Consider the following 16,757-nt stretch of genomic DNA (forward strand, 5'->3'; position numbering starts at 1 on the left):
GGGCGACAGAATGCGTGGTGTGTACAAGTATTTTGCCGAGTCGTGACGCGCGCCGGGGACTGTGCGGCGGGCTCCCAGGTGTTTACGTGGTGAAAGACATTCCGGGATAGCTCGTCACGGAGGTACGCCATGGCTGACGCCGCGCTGCGGCTGCAGAGCCTCTTCGAACAGTTGCTGGGAGCACCCCTCCCGGTGCGCGTCCGCGCCTGGGACGGTTCGCAGGCGGGACCGCCGGGCGCGCCCACCGTCGTCGTCCGCCATCGCCGAGCCCTGCGCCGCCTGTTGTTCAAGCCGGGCGAACTGGGCCTGGCCCGCGCCTGGGTGGCCGGCGACCTCGACGTCGACGGCGACCTGTACGCCGCCCTGGACGCGGTGTCCGGCCTGCTCTGGGAACGCGGTGACGACGCCCGCGGCCTCGTCGAGGCGCTGCGCGACCCCGAGGCCCGGGCCGCCGTACGCGGGCTGGTGAGGCTCGCCGGGCCGCCGCTGCCGCCCGCCCCGCCCCCGGAGGAGGTCCGCCGCCCCCGCGGCCACCTGCACACCAAGCGCACCGACAGACGAGCCATCAGCCACCACTACGACGTCGGCAACGACTTCTACGCCCTCGTCCTCGGCCCCTCCATGGTGTACTCCTGCGCCTACTGGCCGGCCCCCGAGTCCGAGGGCGGCACCTTGGAGGACGCCCAGCGCGACAAGCTCGAACTGGTCTGCCGCAAGCTCGGCCTGAGCCCCGGTCAGCGCCTTCTGGACGTCGGCTGCGGCTGGGGCTCCATGGCGATCCACGCGGCCCGCGAGCACGGCGTGAGCGTCGTCGGCGTCACGCTCTCCCAGGAACAGGCCGCCTACGCCCGCAAGCGCGTCGCCGAGGAGGGACTCACCGACCGGGTAGAGATCCGCGTCCAGGACTACCGGGACGTCGCGGACGGGCCGTACGACGCCGTCTCCTCCATCGGCATGGCCGAGCACGTCGGCGCCGAACGCTACCTGGAGTACGCCACCGACCTGTTCCGGCTGCTCAGGCCCGGCGGGCGGCTGCTCAACCACCAGATCGCGCGGCGCCCCGAACGGGACGAGTCCGCCTACAGCGTGGACGAGTTCATCGACGCCTACGTCTTCCCCGACGGCGAACTGGCCCCCCTCGGCACCACCGTCACGCAGTTGGAGCGCGCCGGGTTCGAGGTGCGCGACGTGGAGTCGATCCGCGAGCACTACGCGCTCACCCTGCGCCGCTGGGTGGCCAACCTGGAGTCCGGCTGGGCGGCGGCCACGAGGCTCGTCACCCCGGGCCGTGCGCGGGTCTGGCGCCTGTACATGGCCGCCTCGGCGCTCGCCTTCGAGCACAACCGCATCGGCGTCAACCAGGTCCTCGCCGTGCGGACCCCGGACTCGGGCGGCTCCGGACTGCCGCTGCGCACCCGCGTGTGGGGTGCGCCCGGCCGCGTCTGACCGGACATGAGGGCCGGGCCCCCACGCGGGGAGCCCGGCCCTCGGTGTGCCGCGGTGCGGCGAGGTCACTCGGCCTTGATCGCGTTCAGCATGTTCAGCCGGGCGGCGTTGCGGGCGGGCCACATCGCGGCCAGGACGCCCACCAGGCCGGCCAGCACCAGGAAGATCCCGATCCGGTCCCAGGGCAGGACCAGCGCGTACCCCGGGATCTGGTCCGCGACGGTCTCACCGATCGCCCAGCCGAGGAACGTGCCGAGACCGATGCCGATCACCGCGCCGAACACCGAGATGACGACGGCCTCCAGCCGGACCATCCGCTTCACGCGGCGCCGGTCCAGACCGATCGCGCGCAGCATGCCGATCTCCTGCTGCCGTTCGAAGACGGACATCGCGAGGGTGTTGACGACGCCCAGCACCGCGATGATCAGGGCCATGGCCAGCAGGCCGTACATGATGTTCAGCATGGTGTTGATGGCGCCGCCGAACTCGTCGCGGATGTCCTGCCGGTCCATCACGGTGATCGCCGGGTTGTCGCCGAGCGCGTCGATGAGGACCTGCTCGTTGGCCGCGGACTGGCCGCCGTCGATCTTCACGAAGATCTGCCGGATGGACGGCTTCGTCTCGTGCCGGTCCACGACCTCGCGGTCGACGAGGACGGGGGAGAGGAACTCGCTGTCCTTGTAGACGGCGCCGACCGTCAGCGTGGCCTTCTCGTCGTCGTCGAAGGTGACGGGGACGGTGTCGCCGGTCTTCCAGCCCCTGCTCTCGGCCGTCTTCTCGGCGACCGCGATCCGGCCCTCGGCGAGCGAGCCCGCGCTGCCGCTGACGACGTCGACCGTGAGGACCTTCTCGATGTCGCCCGGGGTGACCGCCGAGGCGGACACGTAGTCCTCGCCGTCGACCCGGAAGTAGGCGTCCTGCTGCGGCGAGACCGCGGACACGCCCCCGGCCTTCTCCAGCGCCGTCAGCGCGGTCCGGTCGAGGTCGCCTCCGTTGGCCATCGAGACCATGTAGTCGGCCTTGATGTTGTCCGTGGTCATCTTGTCGATGGCCGCGCCGACCGTGATACCGAGCACCGACAGGGCGGTCACCAGCGTCAGTCCGATCGCCAGCGCCGAGGCGGTGGCGCCGGTGCGGCGCGGGTTGCGGACCGCGTTCTGGCCGGCCAGCTTGCCCGCCACCCCGAACGGGCCGACGAGCAGCGGTCGGACGAGCGCGATCACGGGCCGGGACAGCAGCGGGATCAGGATGATCACGCCGATCAGGGCGAAGAACGCGCCCGCCCCGATGTACATCCGGCCGTCGTCGCCCCCGGTCGAGGCACCCGCCACGATCCCCGCCGCACCGAGGGCGGTGACCACCGCGCCGATGGAGTTGCGCACCACCAGTGACTTGGTGGTGGCCACCGCGTGGACGCTGTTCATGGCCGCCACCGGCGGGATCTTCGCGGCCCGGCGGCCGGGCAGCCAGGCGGCGAACACCGTGATCAGCACGCCCACGGCGAACGCCGCCACCACCGGCGTGGCGGACAGGACCAGCGGACCGTCCGGCATCTTCATCTCGAACGCGGCCATCCCGGAGCGCAGTCCGACGGCCAGTGCGACGCCGAGGGCGAAGCCGACGGCCGAGGCCACCAGACCCACCAGCGCGGCCTCGGCGAGCACCGAGCGGGTGATCTGCCTGCGGGACGCGCCGACGGCGCGCATCAGGGCGATCTCCTTGGTGCGCTGGGCGACCAGCATCGTGAACGTGTTGGAGATCAGGAAGATGCCGACGAAGAGCGCGATGCCCGCGAAGCCGAGCAGGATCTGCTTGAGGTTGCCCATGCCCTGTTCGATCTGCTGGGCCTGCTCGTCCGCGAGCGCCTGGCCGGTCCGGGCCTCGGCGGTGTCCGGCAGCAGCGGCTCGACCGAGCGGAGGATCTCCGAGGCGTGCGCGCCGGGGGCGGCGGTGACGGTGACGCTCTCGAAGTAGCCCGGCTTCAGGTACTGCTTCTGGGCGACGGAGGTGTCGAAGAGGACGAGGCTGCCGCCGGCGTTGACGGCGCCGTCCTCGGTGGTGAACACGCCGCTGAGGGTGTACTCCTTCACCGGGCCGTTGGTCGCGACGCGCACCCGGTCGCCGACCTCGTACTCGCCCTTGTCGGCGGACTCCTCGTCCAGGGCGATCTGGTCGTCCCGCACCGGGCCGGAGCCGTCGGTGAACGTGTACGCGGCGTCCTTGCCGTCCTTGCCGGGCGCGAAGTTGGCGCCCTTGTTGGACCAGCCGACGCCGATGAGCTTTCCGTCGGGGTCGGCGACGCCGGCGAAGCCCTCGACGCGGCCGTACGCCCCGGCGACGCCGTCCACGGCGGAGATCCGGTCGAGGACCTTGCCGGAGAGGCCGGGCTCCTCCTTGGGGTTGTCCGGGTCGGCGTGCGAGGTGACGGCGACGGCGACGTCGTCGTAGCTCTTCGCCGACTGGTTGCGGAAGGCGTGGGAGAGGGTGTCGGCGAAGACCAGGGTGCCGGAGACGAACGCCACGCCGAGCATCACGGCGAGCACGGTCATCAACAGCCTGGCCTTGTGCGCGAAGACGTTGCGCAAGGCGGTACGGAACATGGGTCTTCTCTGTCCAGACGTACGGGGGGAGTACGGGGGAGTGCGCGGCGGGCGGGACGTCAGCTGGTGCGGCCCTTGGCGTCGAACTGCTTCATGCGGTCCAGCACCGAGTCGGCCGTCGGCCCGTACACCTCGTCGACGATGCGCCCGTCCGCGAGGAAGACCACCCGGTCCGCGTAGGCCGCGGCCACCGGGTCGTGGGTCACCATCACCACCGTCTGCCCCAGCTCACGCACCGAGTTGCGCAGGAAGCCCAGCACCTCGGCGCCGGAACGCGAGTCGAGGTTTCCGGTCGGCTCGTCACCGAAGATGATCTCGGGGCGGGAGGCCAGCGCACGGGCCACGGCCACGCGCTGCTGCTGGCCGCCGGAGAGCTGGGAGGGACGGTGGCCGAGCCGGTCGGCCAGCCCGACCATCTCGATCACGGAGTCCAGCCACTGCTGGTCCGGCTTGCGGCCCGCGATGTCCATGGGGAGGGTGATGTTCTCCCGCGCGGTGAGCGTCGGCAGCAGGTTGAACGCCTGGAAGATGAAGCCGATCTTGTCCCGGCGCAGCTTGGTCAGCTGCTTGTCCTTCAGCGAGCCCAGTTCGGTCTCGCCGATGCACACCGAGCCGGAGGAGAAGGTGTCGAGACCGGCCACGCAGTGCATCAGCGTGGACTTGCCGGAGCCGGAGGGGCCCATGATGGCGGTCAGCTCGGCCTGCCGGAAGTCGATGGAGACGCGGTCCAGGGCGACCACCTGGGTCTCGCCCTGGCCGTAGATCTTGGAAAGCTCCGTGGCGCGTGCGGCCACGGTGGTGGACCGGTCGGCGATAGGTGCGGTGGTCACGGGAAGGGCGCTCCTGTCGGTACGGCGTGCTCGGGGACGCTGTCCATCCTCCCGGCCGCCGGGCGCCGTGTAGTCAGCCGCTGTTCCCGTTCCGAGGGGGGACTCCGGGCGGACCGGACGGGCCCGTGTACTACCTGAGGATGACGGCCGACCCTGACCCGCCGGGCCGGCGGGGGCAGCACAGGAACAGGGCGGGCGCCCTTGTCGAGACGGTGAAATTCCGTCATTCCGCGTGCGATGCCCCGCGCCGCACGCGAGGCTGTTGGCAAGTGAGGACGGCCCGGCCGCGGAACTGATGCGCCCTCAGGCGCCAATAAAATAAGACAAGATCGGTTCGTCCGACCCATGTGCGAGGGGGGTGCCCCGATAGGCTCAAGACGCTCGACGCGGAGCCCATGGCCTGCCCGGATGGTGGAATGCAGACACGGCGAGCTTAAACCTCGCTGCCCCTTCGCGGGCGTGCCGGTTCAAGTCCGGCTCCGGGCACTCTCCCTTCCCCTTCCCCCGCGCGGCGACTTCGCCGCAGACCGTTGACAGCGGTGTCACTCGGCCGGAGACTCACCTTCGACGATCGGTGAACTAATTTTCACCAGGCGAACACCGCTCCGCGGTCGAGCGTCACGCGAACAACCGAAGGGAACGACCGATGCGCACCACCGTCGGCATCATCGGGGCCGGACCCGCCGGGCTCCTCCTCGCCCGGCTGCTGCACGACGCCGGTATCGACTCCGTCGTCCTGGAGAGCCGCGACCGTGCCTACGTCGAGCGGCGGCAGCGCGCCGGAATCCTGGAGCAGGGCACCGTGGACGTCCTGCGGGCGGCCGGCGCGGCGGAGCGCATGGACCGGGAGGGGCTGCGGCACGACGGCATCGAGCTGCGCTACGACAGGCGGCGCCACCGCGTCGACTTCCCCGCGCTGACCGGCGGGAAGTCGGTCATGGTCTACGCCCAGACCGAGGTCTGCAAGGACCTCATCGCCCTCCAGCTCGACGAGGGCGGCCCGCTGCTGTTCGAGACCGAGGCGCTGGCCGTGGAGGACGCGGAGACCGGGCACCCGCGCGTCCGCTTCCGGCACGCGGGCGCGGACGGGGACGGGGACGGGGACGGGGCGGACGGCGGGAGCGGCGTCGAGGACGTCCTGGAGTGCGACTACGTCGTGGGCTGCGACGGCTTCCGGGGGGTGGCCCGGGCGGCCGTCCCCTCCGGTATGGGCCGCACCTTCGAGCGGACGTACCCCTTCGGCTGGCTCGGCATCCTCGCCGATGTGCCGCCGTCGCACGACGAGCTGGTCTACGCCCGCCACGACCGCGGTTTCGCCCTGCTGTCCATGCGCTCCCCGTCCGTCTCCCGCCTGTACCTCCAGGTGCCCGAGGGCACGGACGCCGGGAGCTGGAGCGACGAGGAGATCTGGGCCGAGCTGGAACGCCGCTTCGAGACGGACGACGAATGGACGCTGCGGCGCGGCCCGATCACCCAGAAGTCGGTCACGCCGATGCGCTCCTACGTCCACGAGCCCATGCGGCACGGCCGCCTCTTCCTGGCCGGCGATGCCGCGCACATCGTGCCGCCCACCGGCGCCAAGGGCCTGAACCTCGCCGTCGGTGACGTCGTCACCTTCGCGCGGGCCCTGGTCCACCGCACGCGGACCGGCTCCGAGGACCTGCTCGACGCCTACTCCGCGACCTGTCTGCGCCGCGTCTGGCAGGCCGAGCGCTTCTCTTACGACATGACGACCCTGCTGCACCGCGCCCCCGACGCCACGCCCTTCGACGACCGCCTCCAGGTGGCCCGCCTGGACCGGATCGCGGGCTCCCGCGCGGCCGGGACCGACCTCGCCGAGGCCTACACCGGGTTCCCGATCGGGTGAGCGGGGCGCGGCCGGGTGCGGGCCCCCGCCGTGAGGGGAATCACCGGTCCGCGTAGCGTGTTGTCCCGCAGGTGCAGGGAAAGATCCTCCCCAAGCAGTAGGGTCATTCCTTTGCCGTTCCATTACTCTTGAGCCAAGGCTGCGCAGTGTGGCCATGGAGGAGTGAAATGAGGAGCAGAAACCCGGTCTTCTCGCGACGGGGGTTCAGCCGCGACAACGGCTACGCGGGCTTCAACGCCGCGCCGCAGGCCGGGGGCCCCGCCGTCGCCACCCAGGGCAACCCGTACGCGCAGGGCGCTCCGTACGCCCAGCCCGCCGGCAACCCCTACGCGCAGAACCCGTACGCCCAGCAGGCCCTTCAGCACGGCGCGCCGCCGCAGGCACCGGCCGGCACCGGCCGGATGACGATGGACGACGTCGTCATCCGTACGGCGAGCACGCTCGGCGTGCTCATCGTGACGGCCGCGCTCGCGTGGGCGCTGCTGCCCGTGGACGACGCCAACATCGGCCGGTCCTACGGCATCGGTATCGGTGCCGCGCTGATCGGCATGGTCCTGGCGCTCGTCCAGTCCTTCAAGCGCAAGGCCTCGCCCGCGCTGATCCTGTCGTACGCGGCGTTCGAGGGTGTCTTCCTCGGCGTCGTCTCCAGCGTCGTCGACAACCGCATCGCCGACGGCGCGGCCATGCAGGCCGTGATCGGCACCATGGCGGTCTTCGCCGGTGTGCTGATCGCGTACAAGGCCGGCTGGATCCGCGTCAACCGCCGCTTCTACGGCTTCGTGATGGCCGCCGCGCTCGGCTTCGTCTTCCTGATGATGGTGAACCTGCTGTTCGCCGTCTTCGGCGGCGGAGACGGCCTCGGCTTCCGCAGCGGTGCGCTCGGTGTCGTCTTCGGCATCGTCGGCATCATCCTCGGCGCCTGCTTCCTGGCCATGGACTTCAAGCAGGTCGAGGACGGCCTGGCCTACGGCGCCCCGCGCGAGGAGGCCTGGCTCGCCGCCTTCGGCCTCACGCTGACGCTGGTCTGGCTGTACCTGGAGTTCCTGCGGCTGATCGCGATCCTGAACAGCAACGACTAGCGGGTGCTGGTACGGCGCGTCGCGCACCGACACGACGTGTGAAGGGCCCCGGGCTTCTGCCCGGGGCCCTTCGTCGTCCTTGCGGCGGCGCACGCTAGAGCAGCTTGCGTGCGGCCCTTCTCAGGTCGTATTCGTGGACGATCGCCTTCGCGTGGCCGTACGCGAGGTCGTGTTCGTGGCGGAGCCAGCTGACCTTCTCCTCGAAACGGAAGAGGGAGGGGCCGTCCTCGACGGCGCGCAGCCAGTCGGAGATCTCACGACCGGTGCAGTGGGGGATGCGGGCGAGCATGTTGCGGTGGGTCTCCTCGGAGAAGACTTGGGACATCGGCGCCTCCGGGCGAAAGGGGATGTAAGCCGGTCCTTCAGGTCACCGTGCCTGAGCGTCCGCCCGTTGGCAACAGTCCCGGCGGGGCGCGTACGCTCGCGCCGTGGTTGATACGACGCCTTTGACCCGTGCCGTGGACGACTTCGCCGACCGGCTGCGGGCCGCCCCGCAGAGCAGGCTGCAACGCGGGGCCGCCGCCGAGGCGCTGGAGCTCGCCCGCGAGCTGGCCCGACGCGCCCAGCTCGCGGAGGAACCGGACGCGGAGCCGCGGCAGATGCCGGACGCGGGGATGTTCGCCGCCGCGGACCAGATCGCCGTCGCCGCACACGACCTGGCCCTCGTGCTCAGCGACGAGGGCCAGGTGGAGGAGGCGGTGGGCCTGGTGGAGGAGGCGCGGAAGCGCGCCGGGGTGTGACGCCCCCGGAGGTGACTAGAGGGACGCGATGACGCGGTCCGCCAGGATGTAGACGTTCTCCTCGCCGCAGGCGAAGGTCAGCGTGTAGGCGCCGGAGATCCCCGAGCCGCCCAGGAGGTACGGGGTCGTGCCCGCGCTCAGTGCGGCGGCCAGGCGCTCGGCGGTCTCCCGGTGGCCCGGGGTCATGCACAGGGTGGTCCCGTCGGCGAAGACGTACACGTCGAGCGTGCCCAGCGGGCCCGGGCGGACGTCCGCCAGCGCCACGTTGGTCTCGGCCAGTTCCTCCAGGGTGGCGACGGTGCGCTCGTGGTCGTTCCCGACCGGCGCGGGGTTCGGTACGAAGTCCGGGTGCGAGGGGTGCCGGCGGCGGGCCGCGGCCAGCTCGGCGGAGTCCCGCGGACCCGCGTCCAGCGCGGACGACTCCTCGGCGTCGGCGCCCGGCTCGGCCACCGGCTCCAGGCCCGCGAAGTCGGCCTGGCGGGGCAGGAACAGCTCGCTGTCGGACAGGCCGAGCAGCAGGGGCGCGTCGGAGGTGTCCCGCGCGTCCTGGGCGGCCCAGAAGGCACGCGCCTCGGCGAGTTCCCGCTCGCGCTCCTCGGCGAGGGCGTCCGCGACGGCCGCGCGTATCTCCTCGGCGTCGGCGGCACGGGCCGCGGGCACACGGCCGCGCGTGGCGGCGGCGCGGCTCTCGGCCAGCTCGGTGTGCAGGGCCGCCACCTGGCGGCGCAGCACCAGCACGGCGCGCAGGACGGCGACGCCCACGGCGCCGGTGGCGGCCGTGGTGAGCAGCAGGGCGATCGGCATGGCGCTCACGGACGTACTCCCGGTTCAAAGTCGACCCCCGACTTCCTACATCAGCTTGAAGGGAGGACTAACCGTCTGTCAGTGCGTAACGTCACGAAACGGACAGGACTTTGGGCCCGGAAGGTGGGGGTGGGGCGGGGCTGACCTGCGTGAATCCAGGGGCCGGGAGAGGTAGGTCACATCCTGGGGGAGATTGGGTCACAAAACGACCCAGAACCCTGGGGTGACCGGGGTTCCGGGTCGTGGTGTCACGCTGGGTCCCGCGGGTGCTACCGACAGTCCCCCGGCCGGTGCGGCGCGGTGGTCAGCTGAGGCGCTCGATGACCATGGCCATGCCCTGACCGCCGCCGACGCACATGGTCTCCAGACCGAACTGCTTGTCGTGGGTCTGGAGGGAGTTGATGAGCGTGCCGGTGATGCGGGCGCCGGTCATGCCGAAGGGGTGGCCGACGGCGATGGCGCCGCCGTTGACGTTCAGCTTCTCCAGCGGGATGCCGAGGTCGCGGTAGGACGGGATGACCTGCGCGGCGAAGGCCTCGTTGATCTCGACCAGGTCGATGTCGTCGATGGTCAGACCGGCGCGGGACAGGGCCTGCTTGCTCGCCTCGACCGGGCCGAGGCCCATGATCTCGGGGGAGAGGCCGGAGACGCCGGTGGAGACGATGCGGGCGAGCGGGGTCAGGCCCAGCTCGCGGGCCTTGGTGTCGCTCATGATCACGAGGGCCGCGGCGCCGTCGTTGAGCGGGCAGCAGTTGCCGGCGGTGACCAGGCCGTCGGGGCGGAAGACGGGCTTGAGGCCCTGGACCGCCTCCAGGGTGACACCGGCACGCGGGCCGTCGTCCTTGGAGACCACGGTGCCGTCGGGCAGCGTGACCGGGGTGATCTCGCGCTCCCAGAAGCCGTTCTTGATGGCTTCCTCGGCGAGGTTCTGCGAACGGACGCCGAACTCGTCCATGTCCTGCCGGGTGACGCCCTTGGCGCGGGCGAGGTTCTCGGCGGTCTGGCCCATGGCGATGTACGGGTCGGGGACGAGGCCGTCCTCGCGCGGGTCGTGCCAGGTGGTGCCCTCCTGCTGGGCGACCTCGGCGGTACGGGCCTCGGCCTCGGCGAAGATCGGGTTGCGGGTGTCCGGCAGGCTGTCGGAGTTGCCCTTGGCGAACCGGGAGACCATCTCGACACCGGCCGAGATGAAGACGTCGCCCTCGCCGGCCTTGATGGCGTGCAGGGCCATGCGCGAGGTCTGCAGGGACGAGGAGCAGTACCGGGTGACGGTGCAGCCGGGGAGGTGGTCCATGCCCATCTCGACGGCGACGATGCGGCCGAGGTTGTTGCCCTGCTCGCCGCCGGGCAGACCGCAGCCCAGCATCAGGTCGTCGATGTCCCTCGGGTCCAGCTCCGGGACCTTGGCGAGGGCGGCCTGGATGATCGTGGCGGCCAGGTCGTCGGGGCGCAGGTCCTTCAGGGAGCCCTTGAAAGCGCGGCCGATGGGGGAGCGGGTGGCTGAGACGATCACGGCTTCGGGCATCACGGCTCCAGTGACGAGTCGGTACGGGGCGGGCGGGGCTGGTTGGGAAGTTACCCGGCCGTATGGCCCGGGTCACGGGTGCGGGGGTGTGACATGGGCCGCAACTTTCTAAGCGCTTGCTTGGGCCTCCGGTGGTGGGTGGGGGTGCGGCCACCTCCGGCGGTGGGTGGGGGTTCGGCCACCTCCGGTGGTGGGGTGGGGGTGCGGCCACCTCCGGCGGTGAGGTGGGGGTGCCGCCCCAGGTCGGGTGCCCCCCCCAGGCCGGGTGCCACCAGGTCGGAGGCCCGCCCCGGGCCGGGTGCCCGGCCCGTGGGGTTGCGCCCTCGGAGCGCCGGAGCGCCGGAGCGCCGGAGCGCCGGAACCCTCGGAGCCCCGGAGCCCCCGCAGCCCCCGGTCGGTCTGGACGGCCTCGTCCTCGAACGCCGGACGGGCTGGTAGGGGGCGTCCGCGCTCCTCCAGGGGCGCCCGGCGGTGATGGTCCTAGCTCGACTGGGTGGACCGCGCCGGTTCCGCCTCCGGCACCCTCCGCCGCCTGCGGCGCTTGAGCAGGGCCCAAGGTCCCCGCGGCCCCGTCGGCATCGCGGCCGCGACCTCCGTGCCCGCCTCGGACGCGGCCTCCGCGGCCGCCCGCGCCACCGGCAGGAAGCCCTCGCGGCGCAGCGCGTCGGGACGCTCCTCGTCGGCCGGCCACAGGCCGAGCGCGGCGCACACCGACGGCAGGACCGCCATCGCCGCCGTGGCATAGCCCTCCGCGGACGGATGGTAGTTGTCGGGGCCGAACAGCTCCCGCGGGTTCTCCGCGAACTCCGGGCCCAGCAGATCTCCCAGCGACACCGTGCGCCCGCCCTGCTCCACGACGCCGATGGTCTGCGCCGCCGCGAGCTGCCGGGAGGTCCGCCGGGCCACCCAGCGCAACGGCTGCCGCACCCGCTCGATCGTGCCCAGGTCCGGGCAGGTGCCGACGACCACCTCCGCACCGGCCGTGCGCAGCCGCCGTACCGCCCCCGACAGGTGGCGGACCGACTGGGTCGCCGGCATGCGGTGGGTGACGTCGTTCGCACCGATCATGATCACGCAGACGTCGGGGGTCCGCCCCGGGTCCGCGAGGACCAGCGCCACCTGCCGGTCGAGGTCGTCCGAGCAGGCCCCGGGCGACGCGACCGACCCCAGCTCCACCGGCCGCTCCGCCACCGCCGCCAGCCCCGACGCCAGCAGCGCGCCCGGCGTCTGCCCGGCCCGGTGCACGCCCTGTCCGGCCGCCGTGGAGTCGCCCAGCATCACCAGCCGCAGCGGCCGCTCACCGGCCGGGGGCAGGGCGTCGCCGTAGAGCCCCTCCGCGTTCGGTACCCGGTCGGGTGTCCCGATGCCCACCCGGCGCCGGGCCAGCTGCACCTCCGCCAGCAGCAGACCGACCGTGGCCGCGCCGGCCAGCCCGATGCCGCCGCCGCCGTACGCCGCGCCGGCCGCGATCCTCTTGGCCACCCGCGCCCTCGACATGCTTGTCATACGTCGCCGCCACCTCCTCCAACCCGTACACCCACTGCTTGCCCCGTACCGACGGTCGCCCAATCTCAACGGGGAGTGAACGACCGTCACGGGGCATCACCGGGGCGCTAGGCCATAGGCTGGCGGGACCGATAACGACCACATCTTTTGCAGCATCCGGAGACCACGGTGCATTTCCACGACTCGATGATCAGCCTCGTCGGCAACACCCCGCTGGTGCGGCTCAACAGCGTGACCAAGGGCATCAGGGCGACCGTCCTGGCCAAGGTGGAGTACTTCAACCCGGGCGGCTCGGTGAAGGACCGCATCGCCCTGCGCATGATCGAGGCCGCCGAGAAGAGCGGAGAGCTGCGGCCCGGCGGCACCATCGTGGAGCCGACCAGCGGCAACACGGGCGTGGGCCTCGCGATCGTGGCGCAGCAGAAGGGCTACAAGTGCATCTTCGTCTGCCCTGACAAGGTGTCCACCGACAAGATCAACGTGCTGCGCGCGTACGGCGCCGAGGTGGTCGTGTGCCCGACGGCGGTCGACCCCGAGCACCCGGACTCCTACTACAACGTCTCCGACCGGCTGGTCCGCGAGACGCCGGGGGCCTGGAAGCCCGACCAGTACTCCAACCCGCACAACCCGCTCTCCCACTACCACTCCACCGGTCCCGAGCTGTGGGAGCAGACGGAGGGGAAGATCACCCACTTCGTCACCGGCGTCGGCACCGGAGGCACCATCTCCGGCACCGGGCGCTACCTCAAGGAGGCCAGTGACGGCGCGGTCAAGGTGATCGGCGCCGACCCCGAGGGCTCGGTCTACTCCGGCGGCTCCGGCCGGCCGTACCTCGTCGAGGGCGTCGGCGAGGACTTCTGGCCGACCGCCTACGACCGCGAGGTCGCGGACGAGATCGTCGCCGTCTCCGACAAGGACTCCTTCCAGATGACCCGTCGCCTCGCCAAGGAGGAGGGCCTGCTGGTGGGCGGCTCCTGCGGCATGGCGGTCGTCGCGGCGCTGGAGGTGGCCGAGCGGCTCGGCGAGGACGACGTGGTCGTCGTACTGCTCCCGGACAGCGGACGCGGTTACCTCAGCAAGATCTTCAACGACGAGTGGATGGCCGACTACGGCTTCCTCGAGGACGCCGGCCCCAGCGCCCGCGTCGCCGACGTCCTGAACCACAAGGAGGGCGGCCACATCCCCTCCCTCGTCCACATGCACCCGGACGAGACCGTCGGCCAGGCCATCGAGGTGCTGCGGGAGTACGGCGTCTCGCAGATGCCGATCGTCAAGCCCGGCGCCGGCCACCCGGACGTGATGGCCGCCGAGGTCGTCGGCTCGGTCGTGGAGCGGGAGCTGCTGGACGCCCTGTTCGCCAAGCGGGCCTCGCTGGAGGACCCGCTGGAGAAGCACATGTCGGCCCCGCTGCCCCAGGTCGGTTCCGGCGAGCCGGTCGCGGACCTGATGGCGGTGCTCGGCGCGGCCGACGCGGCGATCGTCCTCGTCGAGGGCAAGCCGACCGGTGTGGTGAGCCGTCAGGACCTGCTGTCCTTCCTCGCCAAGGGCGGGAAGTAGCGGAAGCCGCCGGGCCCGTGATGATCTCCGCGGACTTCGCGGAAGTGGTACGCGCGCGTCATGTGCGCGCAGCACACGCTTAACACGGGTCCGGCACAGTGGTCGTTGTCGGCGTCGAGGACCTTCCGGAGCGGCTCCCGGACTTCCACGGACGCCACGGACGCGCCGCCCCGGCCGTGAGGCCCGGAACCGCGCGCGTCCCCGCGGGGACCGCCGTCGTCCCGCCCCCCAGCGATGGGGGTGCGGCGGTCCCCGCGCAGTCTTCTCCCCGGCCGCCCGCGGCGAGGCCGCCCCGGCCGGGCGCTCAGTCCTCCCAGGCGTCGTCCTTGCCGGGGCGGCGGCGGGTGAAGAGGCCGGGGGTGGTCCGAGCGGCCTGGACGACGTTGACCCCGACGATGCCCGCCCAGGCGACCAGCAGTCCCGGCAGGTCGGCCACGCCGCCGCCGATCGCGGACAGCGGGACCGCGAGGACCAGCGACACGATGCCGAAGCCGAAGCGCTCGCCGAAGGAGTCCGTGGTCCTCGGTGAACGGCTGTCGCGGGCCGCCACCATCTGCTGCTCGGCGACCTGCCGCCGCACCCTGCGCTCGACCGCCGAGTCGATGCGCTGGTCGACCTTCTCCAGGAACGAGTCCACCAGCGCCGACTCGTACTCCTCACCCAGCTCCCTGCGGGTCTGCAGGGTGGCGTCGAGTTCCTTCTTGAGGTCGGTGTCCCGCCCGTCCATTCCCGTCATGCCGACCACGGTAGGCAGCGTGGGCGTGGCGGGCACTGGGGATAGCCCCCGTTTCCGCCGGGGGGCGCCCGGTGACCGGGGCGGGTGGGGGCGGTTCCGGTGAGGGCGGGTCAGGGCGGGCCACGGGTCAGGGCGGGTCGGTCGGAGGGGCGCTCGGCGTCGTGCGGCCCGCCGCCTCGCTGTATAACGGTATGCAGAAGTCGAGGCGGGTGAATAGGTCGAGGGGGACAGGGATGAGCGGGACCGGCCGGACCGACGGAACCGGCGGGCTGGGTGGGGCCGGTGGGGCCGATGACGCCAGTGGGGCTGGTGGGGCTGACGACGCCGGTGGGGCTGGTGGGGCTGGTGGGGTCGACGGGCCGGCGGCGCGGCTTCAGGCGCTGTTCGAGGGGCACCGGCTGACGCCGACCCAGCGGCGCATCGCGCACAGCATGGTGCGGCGCGCCGCCGACGTGCCCTTCCTGTCCAGCGTCGAGCTGGCCGAGCTGGCCGGGGTCAGCCAGCCCTCCGTGACCCGCTTCGCGGTCGCCCTCGGCTTCGACGGCTACCCGGCGCTCCGCCGCCACCTGCGCGAGGTCGCCCCCGCCGAACCGGCGGCGGACACCGGTTCGCGCAACGAGTACCAGCAGGCCGTGGCGGCCGAGATCGAGAACCTGCGGCACCTGGCCGAGGTGCTGGCCGACCCCGGACCGGTGCGGGAGGCGGGCCGCACGCTCGCCGGCAGCCGGCCCCTGCCCGTCCTCGGACTGCGGGCGGCGGCGGCCCAGGCGCACGGCTTCGCCTACTTCGCCGCCAAGGTCCACCCGGACGTCCGGTTGCTGGACGAGGGCGGCACGATGCTCCGCGACCGCGTCGACGCCGCGGTCCGGGCCGGGGCGACGGCGCTGCTCTGCTTCGCCCTGCCCCGCCATCCGCGCGAGGTCGTCGACGCGCTCGCCCACGCCAAGGAGGCCGGCCTCACCGTCGTGACCGTCGCCGACTCCGCCTTCGCGCCGGTCGCCAAGGTGTCCGACCTGCTGCTGCCCGCCGCCGTCGGCACCGGCCTCGCCTTCGACACCGCCTGCGCGCCGATGCTGCTCGGACGGGTGCTGCTGGAGGCCATGTGCGACGACCTGCCGGACGCCCAGGCCCGACTCGAGGAGTTCGACACGAAGGCGGCGGCGCGCGGGCTCTTCGTCGAGTGACGGCGGGCCGACGCCACCGGCGGCCGCGTTCTCAGACTCGTCTCACCTTCCCCCGTTAACCTGCGTCACCGCACACCTCTCAGACGCATCGCGGGAAGCGAGAACGGGACAGGAGGCAGGACGTGGCGCGCGGAGGACAAGGGCTGGTTCGGGTCGCCGTCGTCGTACGGGCGGGGGCGGCGCCCCTGTGGTGGCTGGGCGTGTTCGCGGCGGGCATCGGGGCGTTGGTGCCGGGGCTGACCGGGCGTCGGATCGGTGTCCTGGCCGGTGCCGCGCTGTTCGTCGTCGCGACGGCCGTCGTGGCGTGCGTGCGCCGCAGGCGGTACACCGCCCTGGCCCGGTCGGCCGCCCGCGCGGGCAAGCACGACGTGCTCCAGGACCGCGCGGTCACCGTGCGCAACTGGCGCCGGGGCCACCGCTGGTGGCTGCTCCTCGCCTTCGTCGCCGCGCTGGGCAGCGCCTTCGCGGTCCCCGCCGCGGCCGGACTGCTGATGGCAGGCTGCGGCGCGGGCCTCTGGCTGAAGTCCGCCTGGATCGGGCGCCGGGAACAGGCCGAGGACGCTCTGCTGTGGGTGCGTGTGGACTGGCTCGCCCGGGGCGCCGGCCGTCCGGCGGCCAGGACCGTGAAGGCCTACCGCAGCACCGGCATCGCGGCGGGCGACGCGGCGCCGGGCGGCGCGAGGCGCAAGACGGCCGCGCTGGTCTGACCGCGGGCCTCAGGCCTCGGGCCTCGGCGGCAGCGCCATACCCTGCGTGCTGTGGGCCTCGGCGGCAGCGCCGCACCGCGCGTGCTGTGGGCCTCGGCGGCAGCGCCGCACCGCGCGTGCTGTGGGCCTCGGCGGCAGCGCCGCACCGCGCGTGCTGTGGGCCTCGGCGGCAGCGC

At 72.5% G+C, this 16,757-nt stretch carries 14 protein-coding genes and 1 tRNA gene; 8 read left to right on the top strand and 7 right to left on the bottom strand.

The features are described from left to right. Positions 1 to 129: 129 nt before the first annotated feature. Positions 130 to 1,446 carry a class I SAM-dependent methyltransferase gene (locus tag ACGF5T_RS09165; RefSeq protein ID WP_356608842.1) on the top strand — a complete coding sequence of 439 codons (1,317 nt, stop codon included), beginning with the start codon at positions 130 to 132 and terminating at the stop codon, positions 1,444 to 1,446. Positions 1,447 to 1,511: 65 nt separating this feature from the next. Here ACGF5T_RS09165 and ACGF5T_RS09170 read toward each other — a convergent pair whose 3' ends face one another. Both ACGF5T_RS09170 and ACGF5T_RS09175 read right to left on the bottom strand, forming a co-directional pair. Next, positions 1,512 to 4,046 carry an FtsX-like permease family protein gene (locus ACGF5T_RS09170; protein WP_366766774.1) on the bottom strand — a complete coding sequence of 845 codons (2,535 nt, stop codon included), beginning with the start codon at positions 4,044 to 4,046 and terminating at the stop codon, positions 1,512 to 1,514. Between the two features lie 59 nt (positions 4,047 to 4,105). Beyond that, positions 4,106 to 4,876: an ABC transporter ATP-binding protein gene (locus ACGF5T_RS09175; protein ID WP_356608838.1), complete on the bottom strand. Its 771-nt coding sequence runs from the start codon at positions 4,874 to 4,876 to the stop codon at positions 4,106 to 4,108. Between the two features lie 402 nt (positions 4,877 to 5,278). Between ACGF5T_RS09175 and ACGF5T_RS09180 the strand changes: the two genes are divergently transcribed. The 3 genes from ACGF5T_RS09180 (at position 5,279) to ACGF5T_RS09190 (ending at position 7,822) form a co-directional block, all read left to right on the top strand. Then, positions 5,279 to 5,362, top strand: a tRNA-Leu gene (locus tag ACGF5T_RS09180). Positions 5,363 to 5,522: 160 nt separating this feature from the next. Beyond that, positions 5,523 to 6,743, top strand: coding sequence for a 4-hydroxybenzoate 3-monooxygenase (locus ACGF5T_RS09185; protein ID WP_366766773.1), 1,221 nt, complete (start codon positions 5,523 to 5,525; stop codon positions 6,741 to 6,743). Positions 6,744 to 6,910: 167 nt separating this feature from the next. Continuing rightward, entirely contained in the window at positions 6,911 to 7,822 is a 912-nt protein-coding gene (locus tag ACGF5T_RS09190; RefSeq protein ID WP_366766772.1) for a Bax inhibitor-1/YccA family protein, read from the top strand. A 94-nt stretch (positions 7,823 to 7,916) separates the two neighbouring features. Here ACGF5T_RS09190 and ACGF5T_RS09195 read toward each other — a convergent pair whose 3' ends face one another. Further along, positions 7,917 to 8,147, bottom strand: coding sequence for a DUF4287 domain-containing protein (locus ACGF5T_RS09195; RefSeq protein ID WP_053132243.1), 231 nt, complete (start codon positions 8,145 to 8,147; stop codon positions 7,917 to 7,919). A 103-nt stretch (positions 8,148 to 8,250) separates the two neighbouring features. Between ACGF5T_RS09195 and ACGF5T_RS09200 the strand changes: the two genes are divergently transcribed. Then, positions 8,251 to 8,562: a hypothetical protein gene (locus ACGF5T_RS09200; RefSeq protein ID WP_356608833.1), complete on the top strand. Its 312-nt coding sequence runs from the start codon at positions 8,251 to 8,253 to the stop codon at positions 8,560 to 8,562. 15 nt (positions 8,563 to 8,577) lie between these two features. Here ACGF5T_RS09200 and ACGF5T_RS09205 read toward each other — a convergent pair whose 3' ends face one another. The 3 genes from ACGF5T_RS09205 to ACGF5T_RS09215 form a co-directional block, all read right to left on the bottom strand. Continuing rightward, a complete protein-coding gene (locus tag ACGF5T_RS09205; RefSeq protein ID WP_356608831.1) occupies positions 8,578 to 9,375 on the bottom strand; it encodes a hypothetical protein in 798 nt (265 codons plus the stop codon). Positions 9,376 to 9,670: 295 nt separating this feature from the next. After that, positions 9,671 to 10,891: an acetyl-CoA C-acetyltransferase gene (locus ACGF5T_RS09210; RefSeq protein ID WP_366766771.1), complete on the bottom strand. Its 1,221-nt coding sequence runs from the start codon at positions 10,889 to 10,891 to the stop codon at positions 9,671 to 9,673. A gap of 480 nt (positions 10,892 to 11,371) precedes the next feature. Continuing rightward, the gene (locus ACGF5T_RS09215; RefSeq protein WP_356608827.1) at positions 11,372 to 12,397 is read right to left on the bottom strand and encodes an SGNH/GDSL hydrolase family protein; all 1,026 of its coding nucleotides are present in this window, start codon (positions 12,395 to 12,397) and stop codon (positions 11,372 to 11,374) included. A 168-nt stretch (positions 12,398 to 12,565) separates the two neighbouring features. On the opposite strand from ACGF5T_RS09215, the gene ACGF5T_RS09220 reads away from it, so the two are divergent. Further along, entirely contained in the window at positions 12,566 to 13,954 is a 1,389-nt protein-coding gene (locus ACGF5T_RS09220) for a cystathionine beta-synthase (protein ID WP_356608825.1), read from the top strand. A 304-nt stretch (positions 13,955 to 14,258) separates the two neighbouring features. Here ACGF5T_RS09220 and ACGF5T_RS09225 read toward each other — a convergent pair whose 3' ends face one another. Then, positions 14,259 to 14,681 (bottom strand): hypothetical protein, encoded by a 423-nt coding sequence (locus ACGF5T_RS09225; protein WP_356609092.1) that lies wholly within the window; start codon positions 14,679 to 14,681, stop codon positions 14,259 to 14,261. A gap of 242 nt (positions 14,682 to 14,923) precedes the next feature. Here ACGF5T_RS09225 and ACGF5T_RS09230 point away from each other — a divergent pair, with 242 nt between their 5' ends. Then, entirely contained in the window at positions 14,924 to 15,874 is a 951-nt protein-coding gene (locus ACGF5T_RS09230; RefSeq protein ID WP_366766770.1) for a MurR/RpiR family transcriptional regulator, read from the top strand. A 122-nt stretch (positions 15,875 to 15,996) separates the two neighbouring features. Then, entirely contained in the window at positions 15,997 to 16,581 is a 585-nt protein-coding gene (locus ACGF5T_RS09235) for a hypothetical protein (RefSeq protein ID WP_366766769.1), read from the top strand. Positions 16,582 to 16,757 lie beyond the last annotated feature (176 nt).

Source organism: Streptomyces sp. NPDC047853 (assembly GCF_043204535.1).
In the GTDB taxonomy this organism is placed as follows: domain Bacteria; phylum Actinomycetota; class Actinomycetes; order Streptomycetales; family Streptomycetaceae; genus Streptomyces.

Coding starts and splice junctions, on each gene's coding strand:
- ACGF5T_RS09190 (WP_366766772.1), top strand. CDS start 6,911: ATGAGGAGCAGAAACCCGGTCTTCTCGCGACGGGGGTTCAGCCGCGAC.
- ACGF5T_RS09215 (WP_356608827.1), bottom strand. CDS start 12,397: ATGACAAGCATGTCGAGGGCGCGGGTGGCCAAGAGGATCGCGGCCGGC.
- ACGF5T_RS09185 (WP_366766773.1), top strand. CDS start 5,523: ATGCGCACCACCGTCGGCATCATCGGGGCCGGACCCGCCGGGCTCCTC.
- ACGF5T_RS09230 (WP_366766770.1), top strand. CDS start 14,924: ATGAGCGGGACCGGCCGGACCGACGGAACCGGCGGGCTGGGTGGGGCC.
- ACGF5T_RS09210 (WP_366766771.1), bottom strand. CDS start 10,891: ATGCCCGAAGCCGTGATCGTCTCAGCCACCCGCTCCCCCATCGGCCGC.
- ACGF5T_RS09170 (WP_366766774.1), bottom strand. CDS start 4,046: ATGTTCCGTACCGCCTTGCGCAACGTCTTCGCGCACAAGGCCAGGCTG.
- ACGF5T_RS09195 (WP_053132243.1), bottom strand. CDS start 8,147: ATGTCCCAAGTCTTCTCCGAGGAGACCCACCGCAACATGCTCGCCCGC.
- ACGF5T_RS09165 (WP_356608842.1), top strand. CDS start 130: ATGGCTGACGCCGCGCTGCGGCTGCAGAGCCTCTTCGAACAGTTGCTG.
- ACGF5T_RS09225 (WP_356609092.1), bottom strand. CDS start 14,681: ATGGACGGGCGGGACACCGACCTCAAGAAGGAACTCGACGCCACCCTG.